Below are 25,056 nucleotides of genomic sequence, written 5' to 3'. Positions count from 1 at the left end.
CCGATGAAAGCCCATGAAACTGCCTACGGTCAGCGCCTGTTGCGTGGCCAGACGCCGTCTTACGAGCGCCTGCAGGCGCGCCTGGCCGGCGATGGCAGCGAACCCCACGACCAGCCGCGTGCGCTGCATTGCGGCTGGGGCCGGCTGCTGATAGGTCACACCTACCCCGACCCGGCCAGCCTGGCCGAGGCACTGCAGCAGGAACGCCCCGGCGAACGTGACATCGCGCTGTATGTGGCGGCCCCTCAACAGCTGCTGGCGCAGGCACCGCAGCAGCTGTTTCTGGACCCGTCCGACACGCTGCGGCTGTGGTTCACCGACTACCGCCAGGCGCAACGCGTGTTTCGCGGTTTCCGTATCCGCCGCGCACAAAGCAGCAGTGACTGGCAGGCGATCAACACCCTGTACCAGGCTCGCGGCATGCTGCCGGTGCAGCCGGAACTGCTGACGCCGCGCCACCAGGGCGGGCCGGTGTACTGGCTGGCCGAGGATGAAGACAGCGGCGCGGTGATCGGCAGCGTCATGGGCCTGAACCACAGCAAGGCGTTCGATGACCCCGAGCACGGCAGCAGCCTGTGGTGCCTGGCCGTGGACCCGCATTGCACCCGCCCTGGCGTGGGTGAGGTGCTGGTGCGCCACCTGGTCGAGCACTTCATGAGCCGCGGCCTGGCCTACCTGGACTTGTCGGTGCTGCACGACAACCGTCAGGCCAAGCGGCTGTATGAGAAGCTCGGTTTCCGCAACCTGCCGACCTTCGCCGTCAAGCGCAAGAACGGCATCAACCAGCAATTGTTTCTTGGCCCCGGCCCTGAGGCGGGGTTGAACCCGTATGCACGGATCATCGTCGATGAGGCCTACCGCCGTGGCATCGAGGTGCAGGTGGACGACGCCGCAGGCGGGCTGTTCACCCTTAGCCTCGGCGGGCGCCGCGTGCGTTGCCGCGAGTCGCTCAGCGACCTGACCAGTGCGGTCAGCATGACCCTCTGCCAGGACAAGCGCTTGACCCAGCAAGCCTTGCACAACGCAGGCCTGCTGGTGCCGGTGCAGCAACTGGCCGGTAACGCCGACGAAAACCTGGCATTTCTCGAAGAGCACGGCGCGGTGGTGGTCAAACCGGTCGATGGTGAGCAGGGCCAAGGGGTGGCGGTGAACCTGACGACCTACGAGGAAGTCAGCCAGGCCATCGAACACGCTCGCCGCTTCGACAGCCGCGTGCTGCTGGAGAGCTTCCATCCGGGGCATGACCTGCGCATCGTGGTGATCGGTTTCGAAGTGGTTGCAGCGGCAGTTCGGCATCCGGCCCAGGTGGTCGGTGACGGCAAGCACAGCATCCATCAGTTGATCGAAGCCCAAAGCCGCCGCCGTCAGGCCGCTACCGGTGGTGAAAGCCGCATTCCGCTGGACGACGAGACTGAGCGCACCTTGCGTGACGCCGGTTTCGACTACACCAGCGTACTGCCCGCAGGCCAGCGCCTGGCTGTGCGCCGCACCGCCAACCTGCACACCGGCGGCACCCTGGAGGACGTTACCGAGCGCCTGCACCCGGTGCTGGCCGATGCCGCCGTGCGCGCTGCGCGGGCGCTGGAGATTCCAGTGGTGGGCCTGGACCTGATGGTGCGTGATGCCGAACAGCCGGACTACGTGATCATCGAGGCCAACGAGCGCGCCGGCTTGGCCAACCATGAGCCGCAGCCAACTGCAGAGCGCTTTGTCGACCTGCTGTTCCCGCACAGCCGGGCGTTGGCGTGAATCAATGACGGCCCTTTCGCCGGCAAGCCGGCTCCCACTGGTCTCTCGCGCAGCTTCCTGAACCTGTGCATTACCCCCTACCTGTGGGCGCCGGCTTGCCGGCGAGAGGGCCTGCAAGAGCAAAGCAATACCTGAGGAGTACCCATGTCTGAACGATACCCCGAGCCGGACCTTGACTACCTCAAGCGCGTCTTGCTGGAGATGCTCGCCATCCCCAGCCCGACCGGCTTCACCGACACCATCGTGCGCTATGTCGCCGAACGCCTGGACGAACTGGGCATTCCCTTCGAACTGACTCGCCGCGGCACCATCCGCGCCACCCTCAAAGGCCGGCAAAGCTCCCCGGACCGCGCCGTCTCGGCCCACCTCGACACCATCGGCGCCAGCGTGCGCCAGCTGCAGGACAACGGCCGCCTGGCCCTGGCCCCGGTGGGGTGCTGGTCGAGCCGCTTCGCCGAGGGCAGCCGGGTCAGCGTCTTCACCGACACCGGCGTGTTCCGCGGCAGCGTATTGCCGCTGATGGCCAGCGGGCACGCCTTCAATACCGCCATCGACCAGATGCCCGTCAGCTGGGAACATGTCGAAGTGCGCCTGGACGCCTACTGCGCCACCCGCGCCGACTGCGAGTCCTTGGGGATTGCCATCGGCGACTTCGTGGCATTCGACCCGCTGCCGGAGTTCACCGAGAGCGGCCATATCAGTGCCCGCCATCTGGACGACAAAGCCGGCGTGGCAGCGCTGCTGGCTGCCCTCAAGGCAGTGGTGGAAAGTGGCCGTCAGCCGATGATCGACTGTCACCCGCTGTTCACCATCACCGAAGAAACCGGCTCAGGCTCTGCCGCTGCCCTGCCCTGGGACGTCAGCGAGTTCGTTGGCATCGACATCGCCCCGGTAGCACCCGGCCAGGCATCGAGCGAGCACGCGGTCAGTGTGGCCATGCAAGACTCGTCGGGGCCCTACGATTACCACCTGTCACGCCACCTGCTGAAACTGGCCGGCGACCAGGATGTGCCGGTGCGCCGTGACGTGTTCCGCTATTACTTCAGCGATGCCCATTCGGCGGTCACCGCCGGGCACGATATCCGCACCGCGCTGGTGGCGTTCGGTTGCGATGCCACCCACGGTTACGAGCGCACCCATATCGACAGCCTGGCCGCGCTCAGCCGCCTGTTGTCGGGCTACCTGCTCAGCCCACCGGTGTTCGCAAGCGATTCCAACCCGACCAATGCGTCCCTGGAGCGCTTCAGCCACCAGCTGGAGCACGATGCGCAGATGGAGAGCGACACGCGGGTGCCTGCAGTCGACAGCCTGGTGGGGAACAAGGAGTGAGCCGCAGCGGCCCGGTTTGGCGTAGCATGGGCGCATTCCGTTACCAAGCTGATTGCCGCCCATGCTGATCCCCTACGAACACCTGCAAGCCGAAACCCTGACGCGCCTGATCGAGGACTTCGTCACCCGCGACGGTACCGACAATGGCGACGACACGCCACTGGAAACCCGTGTGCTGCGGGTGCGCCAGGCGCTGGCCAAGGGCCAGGCGTTCATCCTGTTCGACCCGGAAAGCCAGCAGTGCCAACTGCTGGCCAAGCACGATGTGCCGCGCGAACTGCTCGACTGATCGATACCCACCGCTTCGCGGCACTCGCCCGCGAAGCGGTGGGTAACGTCGACATCAAGCCGATTTGCCCTTGCGCTTCTCCCCCGCCTTTATCCGCTTGTACACCTCTGCCCGGTGCACAGACACTTCACGCGGCGCGCTCACGCCAAAACGCACCATGCCATTGCGTGTTTCCACCACCTTGATCTGAATGTCGTCACCAATGTTGATGACTTCGCCGACTTCACGTCCAATGACCAACATGTTCCGGCCCTCCGGCAACAGGAAAAACCGGAGATTGCATGGGGAAATCCGCTGACTCAACGCCCCGGGAGCAATTCAGAGCAAGCCTACACTGGCTGGTAATTCGCCCTACAGACGGTACTACAATCCGCGCGCCTGGGCTTTGCTACGCATCTTCACCGCCATCTCTGCCATCTCGTCATACAGCCGCTGCGGCGCCTGCTGCTTGAGCTGCCAGGCCTGGCGCCCGGCCTCGTGGGGCAGGATCAGGAATTCACCGGCCTCGACCTGCTGGTGGATGTAGTCGGCAATGTCCGCTGCACTGATCGGCGAGCCCTCCAGCAGTTTGCCCACCTGGGCCTTCATGGCCGGGTTCGGGCCACGGAAGGAGTCCAGCAGGTTGGTCTGGAAGAACGACGGGCACACCACGTGCACCGCCACTTCCAGCTGGCGCAGCTCTACCAGCAGGCTCTCCGACAGCGCCAGCACACCGGCCTTGGCAACGTTGTAGTTGCTCATGCCCGGCCCCTGCATCAGGGCCGCCATCGACGCCACATTGATGATGCGCCCCTTGCTGCGCTCGAGCAGCGGCAGGAAGGCCTTGCAGCCCTTGACCACGCCCATCAGGTTGACCGCGATCTGCCAGTCCCAATCCTCCAACGACAGCTCGGCGAAGAACCCGCCCGAGGCTACACCGGCGTTGTTGACGATCACGTCGATACCGTCGAACTTCTCTTCGCAGGCCTGGGCCAGGGCGGTCAGCTGGCTGTAGTCGCGTACGTCGCAGCGCTGGATGAAACCCTCGCCACCGGCACTCCGCACCTGCTCAAGGGTGTCGCGCAGCCCTGGCTCGTTGACATCGGCCAGCGCCAGGCGCCAACCCTCGCGCGCCCAGCGCAGGGCAATTTCGCGGCCGAGGCCGGAACCGGCGCCAGTGATCATGATGCGTTTGTGCATGGTGGCAGGCCTTGTACTGATGGGTGATGAGCCCAGTCTAATCAAGGCGTTGCCGTCAGGGAGGGTCCATCAGGGTAGTGAATGGGTGGGCATGCCCCTACGGTCGTGCCAAGCAAATGGAATCTTTGCCAAGCGGCGCCGGTCCGAATTAACAAGAGGCCAGCTACTCGAGGCCCTTGACCCCTAACCACGCAAGGACTCCGTCATGACCACGATCCTCATCATCATCCTCATCCTGCTGTTGATTGGTGGCTTACCGGTCTTCCCGCACTCGCGCAGCTGGGGCTATGGCCCGTCCGGCATCATTGGCGTGGTGCTGGTGATACTGCTGGTGTTGTTGTTGCTTGGGATGATCTAGCGCTGTCAGGCGCTGCAAAAAAAAACCGCGCTACGGCATCAGCCGCAGCGCGGTTTTTCATTGCGCGTCAATCAGTGCGACACGGCGCCCGAAGCCCCCAGGCCAGTCTGCGAGCGGACGAACTGCGGGAAGAACAGTGCACGTTCGCTTTCAGCTGCCTTGGACTTGTCGGTGACCGAGAAGAACCAGATACCGACGAAGGCAATCAGCATCGAGAACAGCGCCGGGTACTCATACGGGTAGATAGGCTTCTCGTGGCCGAGGATCTGCACCCAGATGGTCGGGCCAAGGATCATCAGCGTCACTGCACTCACCAGGCCCAGCCAGCCGCCGATCATGGCGCCGCGGGTGGTCAGCTTTTTCCAGTACATCGAAAGCAGCAGGACTGGGAAGTTGCAGCTGGCGGCAATGGAGAACGCCAGGCCGACCATGAAGGCGATGTTCTGCTTCTCGAACAGAATGCCCAGGCCGATCGCCAGCACGCCAAGGGCGATGGTGGTGATCTTCGACACACGGATCTCGTCCTTGTCGTTGGCCTTGCCCTTGCGCCATACGCTGGCGTACAGGTCATGGGACACCGCCGAGGCACCGGCCAGGGTCAAGCCGGCAACCACCGCCAGGATGGTGGCGAACGCTACCGCCGAGATGAAGCCCAGGAAGATACTGCCACCCACGGCATCGGCCAGGTGCACCGCCGCCATGTTGTTGCCGCCCAGCAGGGCGCCGGCGGCGTCCTTGAAGTCCGGGTTGGTGCTGACCAGCAGGATCGCGCCAAAGCCGATGATGAAGGTCAGGATGTAGAAGTAGCCGATGAAGCCGGTGGCGTAGAGCACGCTCTTGCGGGCTTCCTTGGCGTCACTGACGGTGAAGAAGCGCATCAGGATATGCGGCAGGCCGGCAGTACCGAACATCAGCGCCAGGCCCAGCGAGAACGCCGAGATCGGGTCCTTGACCAGGCCGCCCGGGCTCATGATCGCCTCGCCCTTGCTGTGCACCTTGATCGCTTCGGAGAACAGGGTGTTGAAGTCGAAGCCCACGTGCTTCATCACCATCAGTGCCATGAAGCTGGCACCGGACAGCAGCAGTACGGCCTTGATGATCTGTACCCAGGTGGTGGCCAGCATGCCGCCGAACAGTACGTACAGGCACATCAGGATACCCACCAGGATCACCGCGACATGGTAGTCCAGGCCGAACAGCAGCTCGATGAGCTTGCCGGCGCCGACCATCTGCGCGATCAGGTAGAAGGCCACCACCACCAGTGAACCGGAGGCCGACAGGGTACGGATTTCCTTTTGCCCCAGGCGGTAGGACGCTACGTCGGCAAAGGTGTATTTGCCCAGGTTGCGCAGGCGCTCGGCGATCAGGAACAGAATGATCGGCCAGCCGACCAGGAAGCCGATCGAGTAGATCAGGCCGTCGTAGCCGGAGGTGAACACCAGCGCGGAAATACCCAGGAACGACGCTGCCGACATGTAGTCGCCGGCAATCGCCAGACCGTTCTGAAAGCCGGTGATCTTGCCGCCGGCAGCGTAGTAGTCGGCTGCCGACTTGTTACGCTTGGAGGCCCAGTAGGTGATGCCCAAGGTAAAGGCGACGAAGGCCACGAACATGGCGATCGCTGCGACGTTCAGCGGCTGTTTCTGCACCTCGCCGGTCAGGGCATCGGCTGCCCACACGGCGGGTGCGAAAACGCCGCAGGCCAGTACGGCCAAGGCTTTGGTGTGGCGAATCATTGTTGCGCCTCCTTGAGGATGGCCTTGTTCAGCTCATCGAATTCGCCGTTGGCGCGGCGCACGTAGATGGCGGTCAGGACGAATGCCGAAACGATCAGGCCGACGCCCAGGGGGATGCCCCAGGTAATCGACGACTCAGGGCTGAGCTTGGCGCCCAGCAGATGAGGACCGTAGGCGATCAGGAGGATGAAGGCGCAGTACAGGCCGAGCATGATCGCCGAGAGAACCCAGGCGAACCGTTCGCGCTTGCTGACCAGCTCCTTGAAACGGGGGCTGTTTTGTATCGAGAGGTAAATGCTGTCGTTCATTGTTTTTGTCCTAGCAGCACAGATAGGGGATGGAACCCACACCGTCACTTTATGCTGCCTTTGAACGCCAACCAGACGACCTTAGTCTTAGATGCAATGCTGTTTTGCAGAATCAGTAACAAAGCGGGGCCACTGTGTGGCCCCGTTCTGGACAATCTGATCGGTTATTTGCCCGTCCACTCCTGGACACGATCCGGGTGCTTGGCTACCCAATCTTTCGCCGCAGCTTCAGGCCTGGCACCTTCCTGAATCGCCAGCATCACCTCGCCAATCTCATCCTTGGAATTCCAGCTGAACTTCTTCAGGAACTCGGCCACTTCTGGCGCTTTGGTCGCCAACTCTTTGCTGCCGATGCTGTTGACCGTCTCGGCCGCGCCATAGACGCCTTTGGGGTCTTCAAGGAACTTCAGCTTCCATTTGGCGAACATCCAGTGCGGCACCCAGCCGGTCACGGCGATGGACTGCTGCTTGGCGTAGGCACGGCCCAGTTCTGCGGTCATCGCCGCGCCGGAGCTTGCCTGCAGCTTGTAGCCGGTAAGGTCGTAGTCCTTGATGGCCTGGTCGGTCTTGAGCATGACCCCGGAGCCTGCGTCGATGCCGACGATCTTCTGCTTGAAGCTTTCATCGGTCTTGAGGTCGGTGATGCTGTTGGCCTTGACGTACTCCGGCACGATCAGGCCGATCTTGGCATCCTTGAAGTTGGCGCCGTAATCGACCACGTTGTCCTTGTTCTTGGTCCAGTACTCACCATGGGTTACCGGCAGCCAGGCCGAGAGCATGGCGTCGAGTTTGCCGGTGGCCACACCCTGCCACATGATGCCGGTGGCCACGGCCTGCAGCTTCACGTCGTAGCCGAGCTTCTGCTTGATCACTTCGGCGGCCACGTTGGTGGTCGCCACGCTGTCGGCCCAGCCATCCACGTAACCGATGCTCACTTCTTTGGCCATGGCCTGTGCACCGCTCATGGCCAATACCAGGGCGGTGCCCGCCCCCAGGAGTCGTCGCATTTTTTTCAAAGTTGCCATCAAAGCATCCCCTCGTCAGGTCTCGGAGATTGCATCATGGTCCTGCTAGGGCGCCCAACCTGCTCCAGCTGCGACCTGCAACCGAACCCTTTGCGACAGCACTGTGCCATTAGCGGCATCTGCCTGCGCCATTCTGCGCGATCCTTGCATGCCAAAGGTTTGGCGCCGGGCTACTATCTAACGCTTTGCGCCTGACGATGGACCGCCTGATGCCCAGCCCTGCCCGCCTGCTGCTCCCGCTGTACCTGCTCGCCTGCCTGCTTGCCCTTTCAGGGCTTGGGGCGCTCTGGTACACGCTCGGCAAGCCGATCCTGCTACCGGACGCGGCCAGCCCCACGCACAAATTGCAGTGCGCCTCCTACACCCCGTTCGACAAGGACCAGTCGCCATTCGACCAGCCTTTTCGCTTGCGCCCGGCGCGCATGGACGCTGACCTGGCGCTGTTGGCTGAACGATTTCAGTGCATCCGCACCTATTCCATGACCGGACTGGAAGCGATCCCGGCACTGGCGCGCAAGCATGGCCTGAAGGTGATGCTCGGGGCCTGGGTCAATGGCAACCCGGTGGATACCGACAAGGAAGTGGATCTGCTGATTGCCGCCGCCAACGCCAACCCGGATGTGGTCAGTGCGGTGATCGTGGGCAACGAGGCGTTGCTGCGCAAGGAAGTGACCGGCGAGCGCCTGGCCGCGCTGATCGGCAACGTGAAGCGCCAGGTCAAGGTACCGGTGACCTATGCCGATGTCTGGGAGTTCTGGCTGCAGCACCCGCAGGTGGCGCCAGCGGTGGACTTTTTGACGATTCACCTGTTGCCCTACTGGGAGGACGACCCGCGTGGTATCGAAGATGCCTTGGCGCATGTCGCCGATGTGCGTCGGGTGTTCGGTACGCGCTTTGCGCCCAAGGATATCTTCATCGGCGAAACCGGCTGGCCCAGCGAAGGCCGCCAGCGCGAGACGGCTGTGCCCAGCCGGGCCAACGAGGCACGCTTCATCCGCGGTTTCGTCGCCATGGCCGAGGCCAATGGCTGGCACTACAACCTGATCGAAGCCTTCGACCAGCCGTGGAAGCGCGCCAGTGAAGGCGCGGTGGGCGGCTACTGGGGGCTGTACGATGCCGACCGGCAGGACAAAGGGGTACTCGAGGGCCCGGTGAGCAACCTGCACCACTGGCCGCAATGGTTGCTGGCAAGCGTGGTGTTGATGGCAACGATGCTGCTGTTCGCCGGGCGCCCTGGCACCGCGGCTGGGGCTTTGCTGTTGCCCTTGCTGGCGGCGTTTGGCGCTGGCTGCCTGGGGCTGTGGGGCGAGTTGATGCGCACCCACGCACGGTTTGCCGGGGAATGGCTGTGGGCGGCGTTGCTGGCGGGGCTGAACCTGCTGGTGCTGGCCCATGCGGTGCTGGCGCTGGCGCGCCGGGCTGGCTGGCGGGAACGTTGGTTCGCCTGGTTCGAGGCGCGCGCAGGGTGGCTATTGCTGGCGGCGGGCTTTGCGGCGGCAGTGAGCATGCTGGCGATGGTGTTCGACCCGCGTTATCGCAGTTTCCCCACGGCGACGCTGGCGTTGCCGGCTGTGGTTTACCTGTTGCGCCCGGTGGTGGCGGCACGGGCAGAGGTGGCGCTGCTGGCATTCATCGTCGGGGCCGGGGTGATGCCTCAGCTGTACCGGGAAGGGCTGGAGAATCAGCAGGCCTGGGGTTGGGCGGTGGTCAGTGTGCTGATGACTGCGGCGTTGTGGCGGAGTTTGCGCGTGCGCAAGGCGTGATCCTCCATCGCCGACAAGCCGGTAAGACAGTTGCCAACACAGCAATTGCAGTCAGCCGCGCCGCGCTTGCCGGACCAGCCGTAACCCCGCCAGCACCACAGCAAACACCGCAATGCTGGCGGTATACAGCACCAGCGCCGGGATGCCGAACACCAGCGCCAATACCGCCAGCCACCAACCGTTGCGCCCGCCAACCACCTGCGCCAGCAACGCCAGCCCAAGCCCGGCCCAGGCCATCACCTGAAAGTGAATCCCCAACCCCAGCACCGAGCGCACCTGGCACTGCCAGTGCTCACCGGGTACGGCGCAAAGGCCGACCCACTGCGCATCCTCCATCAACCCGTAACGCACGCCGTAACTGGCAGCCAGCCACAAGGCGAGAAACAGCAACAGCAGCGCAGCCGGCAAGGTACGAGACATCCTGTTCTCCAATAGCAGTAATCGAAACGGTGCATGATCGCCCAACGCCCGTTGTAAGGCAAAATCACACTCCTGCAGCTATGTTGCAGATAACAAGCACACCAAAGGCCACCGCACTTGGCAACTTTGCCAAGGCACTTGTGGTCCTAGCCTGCGTAGCGCAGTACCTTGCTCGCGTTCTTTCTGGGGGATTACATGCTTCGATATTGGCGCCTAGCCGCCCTTCTTGGCGGCCTGCTCATGGCTGTGGCCGCTTCTGCGCGCGACATCGACGCCGCGACCTACGGCTTCCCCTTGACCAACCCGTTCGAGGCGACGATCGCCACGACGCCGCCCGATCAGCGACCAACGCTGCCCAGCGACGACGAGATCGACCAGAGCGACTACAGCCTGAATTTGCGCCCGGAGCGTGAGTTCACCCTGCCCGACAACTTCTGGGCAGTGAAAAAGCTCAAGTACCGACTGGCTCGCCAGGACCATGAAGCGCCGCTGATCTTCATCATCGCCGGCACCGGCGCGCCGTATTCGAGCACCATCAACGAATACCTGAAAAAACTGTTCTACCAGGCCGGTTACCACGTGGTTCAGCTGTCGTCGCCGACCAGCTACGACTTCATGAGCGCCGCCTCGCGCTTCGCCACCCCGGGCATCAGCCGGGAAGACGCCGAAGACATGTACCGGGTGATGCAAGCCGTACGTGCCCAGCACCCGCGCCTGCCGATCAGCGAGTACTACCTCACAGGTTACAGCCTGGGCGCGCTGGACGCAGCGTTCGTCAGCCACCTGGATGAAACCCGTCGCAGCTTCAACTTCAAGCGTGTGCTGCTGCTCAACCCGCCGGTCAACCTGTACACCTCGATCAACAACCTCGACAAACTGGTGCAGACCCAGGTCAAAGGCATCGACCGCAGCACCACGTTCTATGAGCTGATGCTGGAAAAGCTCACCCGCTATTTCCAGGACAAGGGCTACATCGACCTCAACGAAGCCCTGTTGTATGACTTCCAGCAGTCGCGTCAGCACCTGTCCAACGAACAGATGGCGATGCTGATCGGCACCTCATTCCGCTTCTCGGCGGCCGATATCGCCTTCACTTCGGACCTGATCAACCGGCGCGGCCTGATCATCCCGCCGAAGTACCCGATCACCGAAGGCAGCAGCCTTACGCCGTTCTTCAAGCGTGCCCTGCAATGCGACTTCGACTGCTACATGACTGAGCAGGTGATCCCGATGTGGCGCGCCCGCACCGACGGCAACAGCATCCTGCAACTGGTCAACCAGGTGAGCCTGTACGCGCTGGAGGACTACCTGCGCAACAGCCCGAAAATCGCCGTGATGCACAATGCCGACGATGTCATCCTCGGCCCGGGCGATATCGGTTTCCTGCGCAAGGTGTTCGGTGATCGCCTGACCCTTTACCCCCATGGCGGCCATTGCGGCAACCTCAACTACCGCGTCAACAGCGACGCCATGCTGGAGTTCTTCCGTGGTTAACAAATTCCTCTTCGCCACCGCCCTGCTGTTTGCCGGCAATGCCCTGGCCGCGGAAACCGCGCCGCGCACCAGCGTGATCGAGTCCGACCCTCAGGTAACCGCCCAACCTTTGGCCCCCGAAGCGGACGGGTTCATCGACCCGCTGCGCGAACTGAAATTCAACCCCGGCCTGGACCAGCGCGAGTTCGAACGCTCCACCTTGGCGGCGCTCAACGTATACGACCCGCTGGAGTCGCTGAACCGGCGCATCTACCACTTCAACTACCGCCTGGACCAGTGGGTGCTGCTGCCGCTGGTGGACGGCTACCAGTACGTCACGCCCCGGTTCTTGCGCACCGGGGTGAGCAATTTCTTCAATAACCTGGGCGATGTGCCGAACCTGTTCAACAGCGTGCTGCAGCTCAAGGCCAAGCGTTCGGCAGAGATCACCGCACGGCTGATGTTCAATACCATCATCGGTGTGGGTGGCCTCTGGGACCCGGCGACCAAGATGGGCCTGCCGCGCCAGAGCGAGGATTTTGGCCAGACGCTGGGCTTCTATGGCGTGCCTGATGGCCCTTACATCATGCTGCCGGTACTGGGGCCGTCAAACCTGCGCGATACCACCGGGGTAGTGGTGGATTACGCCGGCGAACAGGCGATCAATTACCTGAACATGGCCGAGGTGAGCACCGATCATCCGGAAATCTTCCTGCTGCGCGCGGTGGACAAACGCTACACCACCAAATTCCGCTATGGCCAGCTCAACTCGCCCTTCGAGTATGAGAAGGTCCGGTATGTGTATACCCAGTCGCGCAAGCTGCAGATTGCCGAGTAACGCGCTGCCGTAAAGGCGGCTTGGTGTCGCGATGGGCCGCACGACGGCCCCATCGATTACAGCCCCAGAAACTGCTCCAGCTCCCGCCGCTTGGTCAGCGCATCCCGCCGCCCCAGCTCGATCAGCTCGCTGCAATAGCTGGCCTCGAACAGCAGGTAGCTCAACACCCCTGCCCCGCTGGTCCGCGTCGCCCCCGGGCCGCGCAGGAACACCCGTAGCGCCGCCGGCAGCTCACGCCGATGCCGCGCGGCGATTTCGTCCAGCGGCTGGCTGGGCGCCACCACCAGCACCTCGATCGGCGCCAGCCCCAGGCGTCGCGCATCCAGGTGGGCCGGCAGCAGGCGGCTCAGGTGGTTCAAGCGCTGCAACAGCTCGATATCGCCTTCCAGGCTGTCGATGAACGTGCTGTTGAGCATATGCCCTGCGATCTGCGCCAGGCTTGGCTGGTGCCCACTGAACACGCGCTGGGGCGGCAACGGCGGTGCTGGCCGTTGCGGGTTGCCGCTGACGCCGACCACCAGCACGCGGCTGGCCCCCAGGTGCAGCGCCGGGCTGATCGGCGCCGACTGGCGTACCGCGCCGTCGCCGTAGTACTCGTCACCGAGCCGGACCGGGGCGAACAGCAGCGGGATAGCCGCGCTGGCCAGCAAGTGGTCAACGGTCAACGGCGTGGGCACGCCGAGGCGGCGGTGGCGTAGCCAGGCGTCGATGGTGCCGCGGCCTTGGTAGAAGGTCACCGCCTGGCCAGACTCGTAGCCGAATGCGGTGACCGCAATCGCGCGCAGCTGCTCGCTGGCCAGGGCATGGGTGATGCCATCCAGGTCGATGTGCGCCTGCAACAGGCCGCGCAGCGGGCTGCTGTCGAGCAGCGCAACCGGTGCCTGGCCGCCCAGCCCCAGCAGGCTGTGGCCGACAAAGCGACTGGCCTGGCGGATCACACCCGGCCAGTCGCTGCGCACCACCAGGTGGCTGCCCAGGTTCTGCCAGAAGGCGGTGAGCCTGTGTACCGCCTCGTTGAAGCGCATGGCGCCACTGACCAGGGTCACGGCATTGATGGCGCCAGCCGAGGTGCCGACGATCACCGGGAAGGGGTTGGCTGCGCCGGCAGGCAGCAGCTCGGCGATGCCGGCCAGAACGCCGACCTGGTAGGCGGCGCGGGCGCCGCCGCCAGAGAGGATCAGGCCGGTGGTGGGGGGTGGGGCCATGTCTTGCTCCCAGGATCTTTGACTGCCAGCGCTGGCCTCATCGCCGGCAAGCCGGCTGCCACATGGTCAGCGCTTTTTCTTGTCATACAGCCGCGGCGCACCTTCAGGCCGCGACTTGAAGCGCCGGTGCGCCCACAGGTATTGCTCGGGGCACTCGCGCAACACGCCTTCGATCCACTGGTTGATGCGCAGGCAATCGGCCTCTTCGCTTTCACCGGGGAAGCCTTCCAGCGGCGGGTGGATCACCAGGCGATAGCCACTGCCATCCTCCAGGCGCTTCTGGGTGAAGGGAATGACCTGCGCCTTGCCCAGGCGGGCAAACTTGGTGGTGGCGGTGACCGTTGCCGCCTGGATGCCGAACAACGGCACGAACAGGCTCTGCTTGGCGCCGTAGTCCTGGTCGGGCGCATACCAGATGGCGCGCCCGGCACGCAGCAGTTTGAGCATGCCGCGCACGTCTTCACGCTCCACGGCCAGCGAATCGAGGTTGTGGCGCTCACGGCCGCTGCGCTGGATGAAGTCGAACAGCGCATTGCCATGCTCGCGGTACATGCCGTCGATGGTGTGCACCTGGCCGAGCAAGGCGGCGCCTATCTCCAGGGTGGTGAAGTGCACGGCCATGAGGATCGCGCCCTGCCCGGCCTGTTGCGCGGCTTGCAGGTGCTCGAGGCCCTCGATGTGCGCCAGGCGCGCCAGCCTGGCCTTGGGCCACCACCAGCTCATGGCCATTTCGAAGAAGGCGATGCCGGTGGAAGCGAAATTCGCCTTCAACAAACGGCGCCGTTCGTCGACGGACATCTCGGGGAAACACAGTTCCAGGTTGCGTGCAGCGATGCGTCGGCGCTCACCGGCCACCCGGTACATCAGCGCGCCCAGGGCAGCACCGAGCCACAGCAGGGCGCGGTAGGGCAACTGCACCACCAGCCACAGCAGGCCCAGGCCCAGCCACAGGCCCCAGAACCTGGGGTGAAGGAAATAGGGACGAAAACGCGGGCGTTCCATTGAAGCTTCCGGTAAGTCAAAGGCCGAGCATTCTACATCGGATCGGCGCTGGTTGCGGCCAACCGGTCTTATCGTTATAAGTCAGGGCACTTTTTCCGCAACAAGCCGTCTATGCAGACCATGAGCCCAAACCACACACCCGACACCGCCTCCGTGTTCCAGCTCAAGGGCAGCATGCTCGCCATCACTGTGCTGGAGCTGGGGCGCAACGACCTTGAAGCCCTCGACCGCCAGTTGGCGGCGAAAGTGGCCCAGGCCCCCAATTTCTTCAGCAACACGCCGTTGGTGCTGGCCCTGGACAAGCTGCCAGCCGACGAAGGGGCGATCGACCTGCCCGGGCTGATGCGCATCTGCCGTCACCACGGTCTGCGGACCTTGGCGATCCGTGCCAGCCGCATCGAGGACATCGCTGCGGCGATCGCCATCGACCTGCCGGTACTGCCGCCCTCCGGCGCCCGTGAGCGTCCGCTGGAGCCAGAGCCGGAAGTGAAAAAGCCCGAGCCGGCACCGGCGCCCGCTGCAGAGCCGGAAACCCGCCCGACGCGGATCATCACTTCGCCTGTACGTGGCGGCCAGCAGATCTATGCTCAGGGTGGCGACCTGGTGGTCACAGGGTCGGTAAGCCCGGGTGCGGAACTTCTCGCCGATGGCAACATCCATGTGTACGGCGCCATGCGCGGCCGTGCCCTGGCCGGCATCAAAGGTAACACCAAGGCCCGTATCTTCTGCCAGCAGATGACCGCCGAAATGGTCTCCATCGCTGGCCAGTACAAGGTCTGCGAGGACCTGCGCCGCGACCCGCTGTGGGGCGGCGGCGTGCAAGTCAGCCTGTCTGGTGACGTGTTGAACATCACCCGTCTTTAACGGATACTTGCCGTCATTTTTAGAGCAACTTTTTTACCTGTTGCCGTTTTTTTGCATTTTGCTGGGACGCCTGTCCCGACTTATTTAGGGGTGAAACACCTTGGCCAAGATTCTCGTCGTTACTTCCGGCAAGGGGGGTGTGGGCAAGACCACCACCAGCGCCGCCATCGGCACCGGCCTCGCACTGCGCGGCCACAAGACGGTCATCGTCGACTTCGACGTGGGCCTGCGTAACCTCGACCTGATCATGGGCTGCGAGCGCCGCGTGGTTTACGACTTCGTCAACGTGGTCAACGGCGAAGCCAACCTGCAGCAGGCCCTGATCAAGGACAAGCGCCTGGAGAACCTGTACGTACTGGCCGCCAGCCAGACTCGCGACAAGGACGCGCTGACCCAGGAAGGCGTTGAAAAGGTTCTGATGGACCTCAAAGAACAGTTCGAGTACGTGATCTGCGACTCGCCGGCGGGTATCGAGAAAGGCGCGCACCTGGCCATGTACTTCGCCGACGAAGCCATCGTCGTGACCAACCCTGAAGTGTCTTCGGTACGTGACTCCGACCGTATGCTGGGCATTCTGTCGAGCAAGTCGCGCCGCTCCGAAAACGGGGAAGAGCCGATCAAGGAACACCTGCTGATCACGCGTTACCACCCGGAGCGTGTGGTCAAGGGCGAAATGCTGAGCGTGGCCGACGTGGAAGAGATTCTGTCGATCAAGCTCAAGGGCGTGATCCCCGAGTCGCAGGCGGTACTCAAGGCGTCCAACCAAGGTATCCCGGTCATTCTCGATGATCAGAGCGATGCCGGCCAGGCCTACAGCGATGCGGTCGACCGCCTGCTGGGCAAAGAGAAGCCGATGCGCTTCATCGATGTACAGAAGAAGGGATTCTTCGAGCGCATTTTCGGGAGCAAATAAACCATGAACCTTTTTGACTTCTTTCGTGGCAGACAGAAACAGACCAGTGCGTCGGTGGCGAAAGAGCGTCTACAGATCATCGTGGCGCATGAGCGCGGCCAGCGCAGCGAACCGGACTACTTGCCGGCGCTGCAAAAAGAGCTGCTCGAGGTGATCCGCAAGTATGTGAACATCGGCAGCGATGATGTGCACATCGAACTGGAAAACCAGGGCAGTTGCTCGATTCTGGAGCTGAACATCACGTTGCCTGAGCGCTGATACAGCGAACTGGCTCGATCATTGGGGCTGCGTTGCAGCCCATCGCCGGCAAGCCGGCTCCCACAGGGTCTGCGTTGTGCCTCTGGAACCCGGTTTGCCGGCGTCTACGGGGCCTGCGCGGTACGTGTGGGAGCCGGCTTGCCGGCGATGGGCCGCAACGCGGCCCCAATGGTTTTCCCCGATTTGACCGAGAACCCGCAATGCCGCTGTCGAACGTCCAGATCCTTCATGAAGACGCCGCCATCCTGGTGGTCAACAAGCCGACCCTGCTGCTGTCGGTGCCAGGCCGCGCCGATGACAACAAGGATTGCCTGATCACTCGCCTGCAGGAAAACGGCTACCCGGATGCGCTGATCGTCCACCGCCTGGACTGGGAAACCTCCGGCATCATTCTGCTGGCCCGCGATGCCGACAGCCACCGCGAGCTGTCGCGCCAGTTCCACGACCGCGAGACGGAGAAGGCCTACACCGCGCTGTGCTGGGGCCAGCCGGTGCTGGACAGCGGCAGCATCGACCTGCCCCTGCGCTATGACCCGCCCACCAAGCCACGCCATGTGGTGGACCATGAGCAAGGCAAACACGCCCTGACCTTCTGGCGCATCCTTGAGCGTTGCGGCGACCACTGCCGGGTGGAGTTGACGCCAATCACCGGCCGTTCGCACCAGTTGAGGGTGCACATGCTGTCGATCGGGCACCCGCTGCTCGGTGACCGTTTGTATGCCAACCCCGAAGCCTTGGCGGCGCATGATCGCTTGTGCCTGCATGCAGCAATGCTGAGCTTCACCCACCCCGTTTCCGGCGAACGACTGACGTTCGAATGTCCTGCGCCGTTTTAAGCGGCAAGCTGCAAGCTGCAAGCTTCAAGCTTCAAGCTTCAAGCTTCAAGCGAAAGCAGATCGCGTTGGAGCTTACACCGCGGTCTGCTCTTGCTTGCGGCTTGCGGCTTGCAGCTTGAAGCTTGAGGCTTCAAGCTTGCAGCTCGAATTGGAGTGAGTTATGCGTGAAGCACTGAACACCGGTCTGATTGATTTTCTCAAGGCCTCCCCTACGCCCTTTCACGCCACCGCCAGCCTGGCCCTGCGCCTGGAAGCGGCCGGCTACCAGCGCCTGGACGAGCGTGACAGTTGGGCCACGGTGCCTGGCGGCCGCTATTACGTCACCCGTAACGATTCTTCGATAATCGCCATCAACCTGGGCAAACAAGCACCGCTGCTCGGGGGCATTCGCATGGTCGGTGCGCACACCGACAGCCCGTGCCTGCGGGTCAAGCCGCAGCCAGAGCTGCAGCGCCAAGGTTTTCTGCAACTGGGTGTGGAAGTGTACGGCGGCGCCCTGCTGGCGCCGTGGTTCGACCGTGACCTGTCGCTGGCCGGGCGCGTGACCTTCCGGCGTGATGGCAAGGTCGAAAGCCAGCTGATCGACTTCAAGCTGCCGATCGCCATCATTCCCAACCTGGCAATCCACCTCAACCGCACGGCCAACGAAGGCTGGCAGATCAACCCACAGAACGAACTGCCGCCGATCCTGGCCCAGGTGGCCGGCGACGAGCGCATCGACTTCCGCGCCCTGCTCACCGAGCAGTTGGCCCGTGAGCACCAGCTCAATGCCGATGTGGTACTGGACTACGAGCTGAGCTTCTACGACACCCAGGACGCCGCATTGATCGGCCTGAACGGTGACTTCATCGCCGGGGCACGCCTGGACAACCTGCTGTCGTGCTACGCCGGCCTGCAGGCGCTGCTGGCCGCTGACAGTGACGAAACCTGCGTGCTGGTGTGCAACGACCACGAAGAAGTCGGCAGTTGTTCGGCCTGCGGCGCCGACGGCCCGATGCTCGAGCAAACCCTGCAGCGCCTGCTGCCGGACGGCGACACCTACGTGCGCACCATCCAGCGCTCGCTCATGGTCTCGGCCGACAATGCCCACGGGGTGCACCCCAACTACGCCGACAAGCATGACGGCAACCACGGGCCCAAGCTCAACGCAGGGCCGGTGATCAAGGTCAACAACAACCAGCGCTACGCCACCAACAGCGAAACCGCCGGGTTCTTCCGCCACCTGTGCATGGCCGAAGAAGTACCGGTGCAAAGCTTCGTGGTGCGCAGCGACATGGGTTGCGGCTCGACCATCGGCCCGATCACCGCCAGCCACCTTGGCGTGCGCACGGTCGACATCGGCCTGCCGACCTTTGCCATGCACTCGATCCGTGAACTGTGCGGTAGCCATGACCTCGCGCACCTGGTGAAGGTGTTGACCGCGTTCTACCGCAGCCGCGAACTGCCCTGACCTACTGCATCGCCCGCCCCTTCAGTGGCGGCGGGCGGTGCCGACGAAGGCGCGGGGTTCAGCAGCGCGTCGAGGTCGAGGCGGCCTTCAGGGGCCCAGTTCATGTATTGCCAGAGGGAGAAGCCTTCGGGGAGGCTGCCAGATTCGCTTTGCGCACGAGCCAAACGGCCGGCTACCCGTTCACGTTCATCGGCTGGAAAATTAAGGCGTTCGACGTCGGTCAAGTTATCCAGATACTCAAGATACCCCTTGAACACGGGTCGTAGGTCGCCTGTGTTACAGGCATGGTCGCTGAGACGTGTGAAGAAAATATTGTCCAATGTTGTTTTTGCTCTGGCTGCCGCATAACGTTCCACTTCGGTATAACTGTTTTCATCCTGCTCGATAGCCACTAGATGAGCGCGGTCCAACCCCCAAAACGGGTTTTCCTCAAACTGAGTCTCTACCCCTGAGCGCTTTTCGATACCTACCAGATAATCCAGGGCTTGCCGATGGCGGTCAGCCTGTTCAGGCGTGTAATTTTCTGGAGGCGGCTCATTCATGAATTTTTCTTCTCCCCGTGTTCGATAGCTATAACTGATTCGATCCCCGAGCGACGGTGTTCCATAGATCCGTGCATGAAGTGCTCGAACCTCGTCCTTGTTTCTGGCGTCATTAAGGGCCTCATCGGACAAACTCACCTTGCACGCTGGTTGTGCAGTACCTTGCGCCGACTTTGTGGGCGGTGGCTGAACGTTTTCCTGACGCACGACAGGTGTGGCATTAACGCTGAAAATTTTCATGGGCGTTCCTCGGTGCTCATTAAGGGGCACCTTCACTGGCGCCCCGCGAGGTTCATTGAATAGTGAACCTCACCGTGTAGTGATAAGGCATTTGCGTTCCTATCTTTTCCATCTTCACCGTACACGTTGCGCGCGAGGGCCCGATCGAAACAGCATCCTTTTTCCAGGTGGGTATATAGCTGGGTGGAGGCGCAGTATGCGATACGGAGAAACGACACTTTTTACTGCCGGACGCGTACACAAAGCGCATGCCCGATATTGAATCAGCAAAGCTTGTCACTAAAAACACTCTATTCTGGCGGGCATTCACTTCACCCATCACCGGCTGTGACGTACCTGACATGTGCTCATAAGTGTAACTGGCTGGGGCACTTGTTTTATTATCGACAATCACCGTTGCCAAGTTATTCTCGGCATGGGCGGTAACGCTCAGCCCTGCCATCGCCAGCACCGATAAACTGTTGCGTACTGATAGTGCACTCATCGTAGAACCTTCTAAAAATCCCCACACGCCGTGGTGAATCCTATATCGGCCAATGGATGCGTTCCTGTGTAGGAAACTGGTCTGATAGATGCGTAGGAAATATGAACTTTCAACCCCACCGATTAAACATTATGTGATACATGTCATTCCGCTTCGCCAGCTAGCCACTATGCTTAAAGCATCCCCTCACACGTGCAGAAGGATCGCCCGTCATGTCCCCTTTCCTGTCCCTGTTCGTCCCCGTGTTCGGTTTCCTGATGCTGCTGACCATCGGCTTCAGCCTGCGCGAGCGCGACGTCGGTGTGCTGATGATGTGGATCGGCACCTTGGGCATCTTCGGCCTCACCTGCTGGAAGATCCTGGAGAAACTCCCCACATAAACCTCTACACTCGGCCAATCGTTTGACCTGAGGTAGATTTCCCGGTGCCAGCCCTTCTGCGTTGCCTTGCCCTGCTGCTGTTTCTGTTCATCTCCCCGGTACAGGCTGCCGGCCTGCCCGGCCTGCTTGGTTCCAGTGCGCCGGCCCAGCCGGAAGCCACCGAGCCGTTGGGCAAATCGCTGGACGAGGTGATCAAGAACCTGGAGAACGACCAGCAACGCGCCAAGCTGCTGGCCGACCTGAAAAAGCTGCGTGATGCCACCAAGCAGTCGCAACCCACCGTCGAACAGGGCGTGCTGGGGCTGATAGGCGGTGCGCTGCATGATTTCGAAAAGCAGTTCAGCGGCGACGCCAGCCCGTTCCACCGCTGGACGCTGGAAATCGACCAGGCCCAGGCGGAGCTGGCGGCACTGGTGGTGCCCGTGCACCAATGGCCGGCGATCCTGTTCGGCTTTGCCGCGATCATCGCCGTGTGGAGCCTGCTGGCCTATGCGTTCAACTGGATCAGCCACCGTGTGCGCGTGCGCTTCGGGCTGACCGAGGAGTTGCCACAGCACCCGCGCCCCTGGGACCTGGTGCGCTTCGCCCTGCGCAAGCTCGGGCCTTGGCTGGTGGCGCTGGTGTTCACGGTGTACCTGAGCTTTGCCCTGCCCTCCTCGCTCGGCAAGTCCATGGCCATGGTGCTGGCCTATGCGCTGGTGGTGGGCACCTGCTTCTCGGCCATCTGCGTGATCGCCTTCTCGTTGCTCGACGGCCCGCACCGCCACCGCGCGTTGCACATCCTGCGCCACCAGGCCTTCAGGCCGCTGTGGCTGATCGGCAGCTTCGCCGCCTTTGGCGAAGCGATGAGCGACCCACGCCTGACCGTCGCCCTTGGCACGCACCTGGCGCACACCCTGGCCACCCTGGCCAATGTGATTGCCGCGCTGTGCACCGGGCTGTTCATCCTGCGCTTCCGCCGCCCGATCGCCCACCTGATCCGTAACCAGCCACTGTCGCGGCGCCTGACCCGGCGCACCCTGAGCGACACCATCGAAATCCTCGGCAGCTTCTGGTACATACCGGCGATGATCCTGGTGGCGATCTCGCTGTTCGCCACCTTCGTGTCGGCCGGCGACACCAGCACTGCGCTGCGCCAGTCACTGATGTGCACGGTACTGGTGGTGCTGTGCATGGTGCTCAACGGCCTGGTACGCCGCCACGCGGCCAACCCCAAGCGCGCCAGCAAGCGTCAGGCGGTGTACACCGAGCGCCTGCGCAACTTCGCGTATGTGCTGGTGCACCTGTTCATCTGGCTGGTGTTCATCGAGCTGGGGCTGCGCGTGTGGGGCCAGTCGATGATCAGCTTTGCCGAAGGTGAGGGGCATGAAGTCAGCCTGCGCCTGCTTGGCCTGGCCGGCACGCTGATTGTCGCCTGGCTGGTGTGGATCCTGGCCGACACGGCCGTGCACCACGCGCTGGTGGGTTCGCGTCGTGGCCTGGCCAATGCCCGCGCGCAAACCATGATGCCGCTGATCCGCAACGTGATGTTCGTGGTGATCTTCATCATTGCGCTGATCGTCGCCCTGGCCAACATGGGCATGAACGTCACGCCGCTGCTGGCCGGTGCCGGTGTGATCGGCCTGGCGATCGGTTTCGGCGCGCAGTCGCTGGTGGCCGACCTGATCACCGGGCTGTTCATCATCATCGAAGACTCCCTGGCCATCGACGACTATGTCGATGTGGGCGGCCACCTGGGCACCGTCGAAGGCCTGACCATCCGCACCGTGCGCCTGCGTGACATCGATGGCATCGTGCACACCATCCCGTTCAGCGAGATCAAGAGCATCAAGAACTACTCGCGCGAGTTCGGTTACGCGATCTTCCGGGTGGCCATCCCGCACAACATGAACATCGACCAGGCCATCACGCTGATCCGCGAAGTGGGGCAGAAACTGCGCAACGATCCACTGATGCGCCGCAATATCTGGTCACCCCTGGAGCTGCAAGGGGTGGAAAGTTTCGAGTCGGGGTCGGCGATTCTGCGGGCGCGCTTCAAGACCGCGCCCATCAAGCAATGGGAAGTGTCGCGGGCGTTCAACCTGGCCTTGAAGCGCCAGCTGGATGCCGCAGGGCTGGACCTGGCGACGCCACGCTTGTCGGTGCAGGTAGTGACGGCGGGCGGCGGCGCGATGGCAGAGGCCGGCGGCGCTGCCAGTTAGCCCCTGCGCGGGCCTGCTGAGCAGCCGCTAGCCCGCCTGGGCGCGGATGCAGATCGCATCATGCCGCCAGTACTCCAGGTCACAGTCGATCAGGTGCCCATGCTGGTCACTGTTGACCCGGGTGATATGCAGCCCTGGGCTGCCGGTGGACACCTTCAAGGCCGCCGCCGCCGCCACGGGTAATGCCGTGGGCAGGATTTCAAAGCACACCTGCCCATAGCGGATGCCATAGACCCGCCCATAGATCTCGGTCAGCGACTGCGCCAGGTCATGTTCGAGGATTTCGGGAAAGTAGCGCGGGTTGAGGTAATGCTCGGCATACAGCACCGCCCGCCCATCGATACGCCGCAAGCGGCAGATGCGGATCACGCTGGACAGCGCCGGCAGGTGCAGCCGCGCGCAAATGGCCGCCGATGCCGGTTGCAACCGGGCCGAAAGCAGTTCGGTACTGGCCACCCGCCCCTGGCTGCGCACCATCGCATGAAAATGGCTACGCTCGATCAGGTCGTAGGTCAGCCGCTCGGGGGCGACGAACCAGCCGCGCCGCTCTTCGCGGTAGATCAGCCCTTGGGCTTCCAGTTGCACCAGGGCCTCGCGCAGGGTGATACGGGTGGTATCGAACACCTCGCTGAGCTTGCGCTCGGACGGCAGCTTGCCGCCCGGCGCCAGCAGGCCGTGCTCGATCTGCTCCTGCAAGGCATGGCAGATGGCTGTTACCGCACGCGGTGGCGTCGACTGCATCGAGGGTTACCTATCTGGACTAGTCCAGCCCCAGAACAGGGCACTTGGAGAATAGTGCAAGCCTAGGCAGGGCTGATGAACATGCTGTGACAAAGCGCCGTTGCACGCTTGATCAGGGCACTGCCAGATTCGGGCCAAGCCTTGTGAATCGGGGCTTGCGATCTGGTCTACGCTGTATTCGCAGGAAGCGGCAGCACCGGGTCCACCCCTTCCCTTACATCAAATTGTCACGCAAACGGCCTACCTTGGCGCAAGGTTTGCTGACCTAGACCAAAGGTTTGCCAAGCAAGGCTTCACTCATAACAACGATCGCGCAAGGCACCCACCAAAGGAGCTTCGGATGAAAAAGTTGTTCATGGCGTCACTGCTGGGCTCGGCCATGGCCCTGTGTACCTCGGCCATGGCCGCCGGCACCGACCTCAAGGCCCTGGAAGACGCCGCCCGAAAGGAAGGCACGATCAATAGCGTGGGCATGCCCGATGCCTGGGCCAACTGGAAAGGCACCTGGGAAGACCTGGCCAGCAAGTACGGCCTCAAGCACACCGACACCGACATGAGCTCGGCCCAGGAAATCGCCAAGTTCGATGCCGAGAAGGACAACGCCAGCGCCGACATCGGTGACGTCGGGGCCGCCTTCGGCCCGATTGCGGTGGCCAAGGGTGTGAGCCAGCCGTACAAACCAAGCACCTGGGACCAGGTGCCGGCGTGGGCCAAGGACAAGGATGGGCACTGGGCGCTGGCTTATACCGGCACCATCGCCTTCATCATCAACAAGGACCTGGTGAAGGAAGAAGAACGCCCTACAACCTGGCACGACCTGGAAAAAGGCAAGTACAAGGTCGCCATCGGTGATGTCAGCACTGCCGCCCAGGCCGCCAATGGTGTGCTGGCCGCAGCCATCGCCTACCAGGGCGATGAGGGCAACGTCACCCCGGGCCTTCAGCTGTTCACCAAGCTGGCCCAGCAGAAGCGACTGTCGCTGGCCAACCCAACCATCCAGACCCTGGAGAAAGGCGAGGTCGAGGTGGGCGTGGTATGGGACTTCAACGGCCTGAGCTACCGCGACCAGATCGACCCGAAACGCTTCGAAGTGCTGATCCCGTCGGACGGCTCGGTCATTTCCGGCTACACCACCATCATCAACAAGTACGCCAAGAACCCCAATGCGGCCAAGCTTGCGCGTGAGTACATCTTCAGTGATGCCGGGCAGATCAACCTGGCCAATGGGCATGCCCGGCCGATCCGCGCCGAGCACCTGAAACTGCCGGCGGACGTGCAGGCCAAGCTGTTGCCTAACGAGCAGTACGGCACTGCGAAGCCAATCAAGAACCCCGAGGTATGGGAAACGACCTCGAAACAGCTGCCGCAGATGTGGCAGGAGCAAGTCATCATCGAGATGGAATGAAGAAGCTTCAGGCTTCAAGCTGCGAGCTGCAAGTACAAGCCGGTGTGCGACATGCCGGCGTGTGCTTG

General features: G+C 62.9%; 26 protein-coding genes. 15 read left to right on the top strand and 11 right to left on the bottom strand.

From position 1 onward, the window contains the following. The first annotated feature begins 3 nt into the window (after window positions 1–3). From ngg to JNA92_RS00660, 3 genes are all read left to right on the top strand, one after another. A complete protein-coding gene (gene ngg, locus JNA92_RS00670) occupies window positions 4–1,749 on the top strand; it encodes an N-acetylglutaminylglutamine synthetase (RefSeq protein ID WP_241802858.1) in 1,746 nt (581 codons plus the stop codon). A gap of 144 nt (window positions 1,750–1,893) precedes the next feature. Then, a complete protein-coding gene (locus JNA92_RS00665) occupies window positions 1,894–3,078 on the top strand; it encodes an osmoprotectant NAGGN system M42 family peptidase (RefSeq protein WP_241802857.1) in 1,185 nt (394 codons plus the stop codon). Between the two features lie 61 nt (window positions 3,079–3,139). Then, a complete protein-coding gene (locus tag JNA92_RS00660) occupies window positions 3,140–3,367 on the top strand; it encodes a YheU family protein (RefSeq protein WP_039603187.1) in 228 nt (75 codons plus the stop codon). Between the two features lie 54 nt (window positions 3,368–3,421). Here the strand turns inward: JNA92_RS00660 and csrA are convergent, their stop codons facing one another. Both csrA and JNA92_RS00650 read right to left on the bottom strand, forming a co-directional pair. Next, on the bottom strand, window positions 3,422–3,610 hold the full coding sequence (gene csrA, locus JNA92_RS00655) for a carbon storage regulator CsrA (protein ID WP_241802856.1): 189 nt from the start codon (window positions 3,608–3,610) through the stop codon (window positions 3,422–3,424). 120 nt (window positions 3,611–3,730) lie between these two features. Continuing rightward, window positions 3,731–4,546, bottom strand: a complete 816-nt coding sequence (locus JNA92_RS00650) for an SDR family oxidoreductase (RefSeq protein WP_241802855.1) — start codon at window positions 4,544–4,546, stop codon at window positions 3,731–3,733. Window positions 4,547–4,751: 205 nt separating this feature from the next. Here JNA92_RS00650 and JNA92_RS00645 point away from each other — a divergent pair, with 205 nt between their 5' ends. Beyond that, window positions 4,752–4,904, top strand: coding sequence for a DUF3309 family protein (locus JNA92_RS00645; RefSeq protein ID WP_003252624.1), 153 nt, complete (start codon window positions 4,752–4,754; stop codon window positions 4,902–4,904). A 71-nt stretch (window positions 4,905–4,975) separates the two neighbouring features. Here JNA92_RS00645 and JNA92_RS00640 read toward each other — a convergent pair whose 3' ends face one another. The 3 genes from JNA92_RS00640 to JNA92_RS00630 form a co-directional block, all read right to left on the bottom strand. Next, window positions 4,976–6,640 carry a cation acetate symporter gene (locus JNA92_RS00640; protein WP_241802854.1) on the bottom strand — a complete coding sequence of 555 codons (1,665 nt, stop codon included), beginning with the start codon at window positions 6,638–6,640 and terminating at the stop codon, window positions 4,976–4,978. Further along, window positions 6,637–6,948: a DUF485 domain-containing protein gene (locus JNA92_RS00635; protein WP_176517221.1), complete on the bottom strand. Its 312-nt coding sequence runs from the start codon at window positions 6,946–6,948 to the stop codon at window positions 6,637–6,639. Before JNA92_RS00635 ends, JNA92_RS00640 begins: the two co-directional genes overlap by 4 nt. A 164-nt stretch (window positions 6,949–7,112) precedes the next feature. Further along, window positions 7,113–7,973: a glycine betaine ABC transporter substrate-binding protein gene (locus JNA92_RS00630; RefSeq protein WP_241802853.1), complete on the bottom strand. Its 861-nt coding sequence runs from the start codon at window positions 7,971–7,973 to the stop codon at window positions 7,113–7,115. Window positions 7,974–8,170: 197 nt separating this feature from the next. On the opposite strand from JNA92_RS00630, the gene JNA92_RS00625 reads away from it, so the two are divergent. Then, on the top strand, window positions 8,171–9,736 hold the full coding sequence (locus tag JNA92_RS00625) for a beta (1-6) glucans synthase (RefSeq protein ID WP_241802851.1): 1,566 nt from the start codon (window positions 8,171–8,173) through the stop codon (window positions 9,734–9,736). A 51-nt stretch (window positions 9,737–9,787) separates the two neighbouring features. Here JNA92_RS00625 and JNA92_RS00620 read toward each other — a convergent pair whose 3' ends face one another. Beyond that, on the bottom strand, window positions 9,788–10,156 hold the full coding sequence (locus JNA92_RS00620) for a hypothetical protein (protein ID WP_241802849.1): 369 nt from the start codon (window positions 10,154–10,156) through the stop codon (window positions 9,788–9,790). A 195-nt stretch (window positions 10,157–10,351) separates the two neighbouring features. Here JNA92_RS00620 and JNA92_RS00615 point away from each other — a divergent pair, with 195 nt between their 5' ends. Next, window positions 10,352–11,650 carry a serine/threonine protein kinase gene (locus tag JNA92_RS00615; RefSeq protein WP_241802847.1) on the top strand — a complete coding sequence of 433 codons (1,299 nt, stop codon included), beginning with the start codon at window positions 10,352–10,354 and terminating at the stop codon, window positions 11,648–11,650. Then, a complete protein-coding gene (locus tag JNA92_RS00610) occupies window positions 11,643–12,467 on the top strand; it encodes an MlaA family lipoprotein (RefSeq protein WP_241802845.1) in 825 nt (274 codons plus the stop codon). The genes JNA92_RS00615 and JNA92_RS00610 overlap by 8 nt, the downstream gene beginning before the upstream one ends. A gap of 56 nt (window positions 12,468–12,523) precedes the next feature. Here the strand turns inward: JNA92_RS00610 and JNA92_RS00605 are convergent, their stop codons facing one another. Both JNA92_RS00605 and JNA92_RS00600 read right to left on the bottom strand, forming a co-directional pair. Further along, complete coding sequence (locus JNA92_RS00605; protein WP_241802843.1) at window positions 12,524–13,672, bottom strand: patatin-like phospholipase family protein; 1,149 nt, start codon at window positions 13,670–13,672, stop codon at window positions 12,524–12,526. A 66-nt stretch (window positions 13,673–13,738) separates the two neighbouring features. Next, a complete protein-coding gene (locus tag JNA92_RS00600; protein ID WP_241802836.1) occupies window positions 13,739–14,674 on the bottom strand; it encodes a lipid A biosynthesis lauroyl acyltransferase in 936 nt (311 codons plus the stop codon). A 111-nt stretch (window positions 14,675–14,785) separates the two neighbouring features. On the opposite strand from JNA92_RS00600, the gene minC reads away from it, so the two are divergent. The 5 genes from minC (at window position 14,786) to JNA92_RS00575 (ending at window position 18,995) form a co-directional block, all read left to right on the top strand. Continuing rightward, window positions 14,786–15,538: a septum site-determining protein MinC gene (gene minC, locus JNA92_RS00595; protein ID WP_241802834.1), complete on the top strand. Its 753-nt coding sequence runs from the start codon at window positions 14,786–14,788 to the stop codon at window positions 15,536–15,538. A 100-nt stretch (window positions 15,539–15,638) separates the two neighbouring features. Continuing rightward, complete coding sequence (gene minD / locus JNA92_RS00590) at window positions 15,639–16,451, top strand: septum site-determining protein MinD (RefSeq protein ID WP_012313198.1); 813 nt, start codon at window positions 15,639–15,641, stop codon at window positions 16,449–16,451. A 3-nt stretch (window positions 16,452–16,454) separates the two neighbouring features. After that, complete coding sequence (gene minE / locus JNA92_RS00585; RefSeq protein WP_241802832.1) at window positions 16,455–16,709, top strand: cell division topological specificity factor MinE; 255 nt, start codon at window positions 16,455–16,457, stop codon at window positions 16,707–16,709. A gap of 200 nt (window positions 16,710–16,909) precedes the next feature. After that, window positions 16,910–17,545: an RluA family pseudouridine synthase gene (locus JNA92_RS00580; RefSeq protein ID WP_241802831.1), complete on the top strand. Its 636-nt coding sequence runs from the start codon at window positions 16,910–16,912 to the stop codon at window positions 17,543–17,545. A gap of 160 nt (window positions 17,546–17,705) precedes the next feature. Further along, window positions 17,706–18,995 carry a M18 family aminopeptidase gene (locus tag JNA92_RS00575; protein ID WP_241802829.1) on the top strand — a complete coding sequence of 430 codons (1,290 nt, stop codon included), beginning with the start codon at window positions 17,706–17,708 and terminating at the stop codon, window positions 18,993–18,995. Here JNA92_RS00575 and JNA92_RS00570 read toward each other — a convergent pair. Next, complete coding sequence (locus tag JNA92_RS00570) at window positions 18,971–19,777, bottom strand: hypothetical protein (RefSeq protein WP_241802828.1); 807 nt, start codon at window positions 19,775–19,777, stop codon at window positions 18,971–18,973. The two genes, JNA92_RS00575 and JNA92_RS00570, sit on opposite strands and share 25 nt — an antisense overlap. A 52-nt stretch (window positions 19,778–19,829) precedes the next feature. Beyond that, window positions 19,830–20,261, bottom strand: coding sequence for a hypothetical protein (locus tag JNA92_RS00565; RefSeq protein WP_241802826.1), 432 nt, complete (start codon window positions 20,259–20,261; stop codon window positions 19,830–19,832). A 212-nt stretch (window positions 20,262–20,473) separates the two neighbouring features. Between JNA92_RS00565 and JNA92_RS00560 the strand changes: the two genes are divergently transcribed. Both JNA92_RS00560 and JNA92_RS00555 read left to right on the top strand, forming a co-directional pair. Continuing rightward, a complete protein-coding gene (locus JNA92_RS00560) occupies window positions 20,474–20,641 on the top strand; it encodes a hypothetical protein (RefSeq protein ID WP_012313193.1) in 168 nt (55 codons plus the stop codon). Between the two features lie 44 nt (window positions 20,642–20,685). After that, window positions 20,686–22,842: a mechanosensitive ion channel family protein gene (locus tag JNA92_RS00555; RefSeq protein ID WP_241802824.1), complete on the top strand. Its 2,157-nt coding sequence runs from the start codon at window positions 20,686–20,688 to the stop codon at window positions 22,840–22,842. 27 nt (window positions 22,843–22,869) lie between these two features. Here JNA92_RS00555 and JNA92_RS00550 read toward each other — a convergent pair whose 3' ends face one another. Beyond that, window positions 22,870–23,583, bottom strand: a complete 714-nt coding sequence (locus JNA92_RS00550; protein WP_241802823.1) for a UTRA domain-containing protein — start codon at window positions 23,581–23,583, stop codon at window positions 22,870–22,872. Between the two features lie 340 nt (window positions 23,584–23,923). On the opposite strand from JNA92_RS00550, the gene JNA92_RS00545 reads away from it, so the two are divergent. Further along, the gene (locus tag JNA92_RS00545) at window positions 23,924–24,988 is read left to right on the top strand and encodes an ABC transporter substrate-binding protein (protein ID WP_241802822.1); all 1,065 of its coding nucleotides are present in this window, start codon (window positions 23,924–23,926) and stop codon (window positions 24,986–24,988) included. Window positions 24,989–25,056 lie beyond the last annotated feature (68 nt).

This window comes from Pseudomonas putida (assembly GCF_022627325.1).
Classification (GTDB): Bacteria; Pseudomonadota; Gammaproteobacteria; order Pseudomonadales; family Pseudomonadaceae; genus Aquipseudomonas; species Aquipseudomonas putida_X.
Note: the sequence above shows the minus strand (reverse complement) of the source record. Positions and strands in the feature narration are given on the sequence as shown.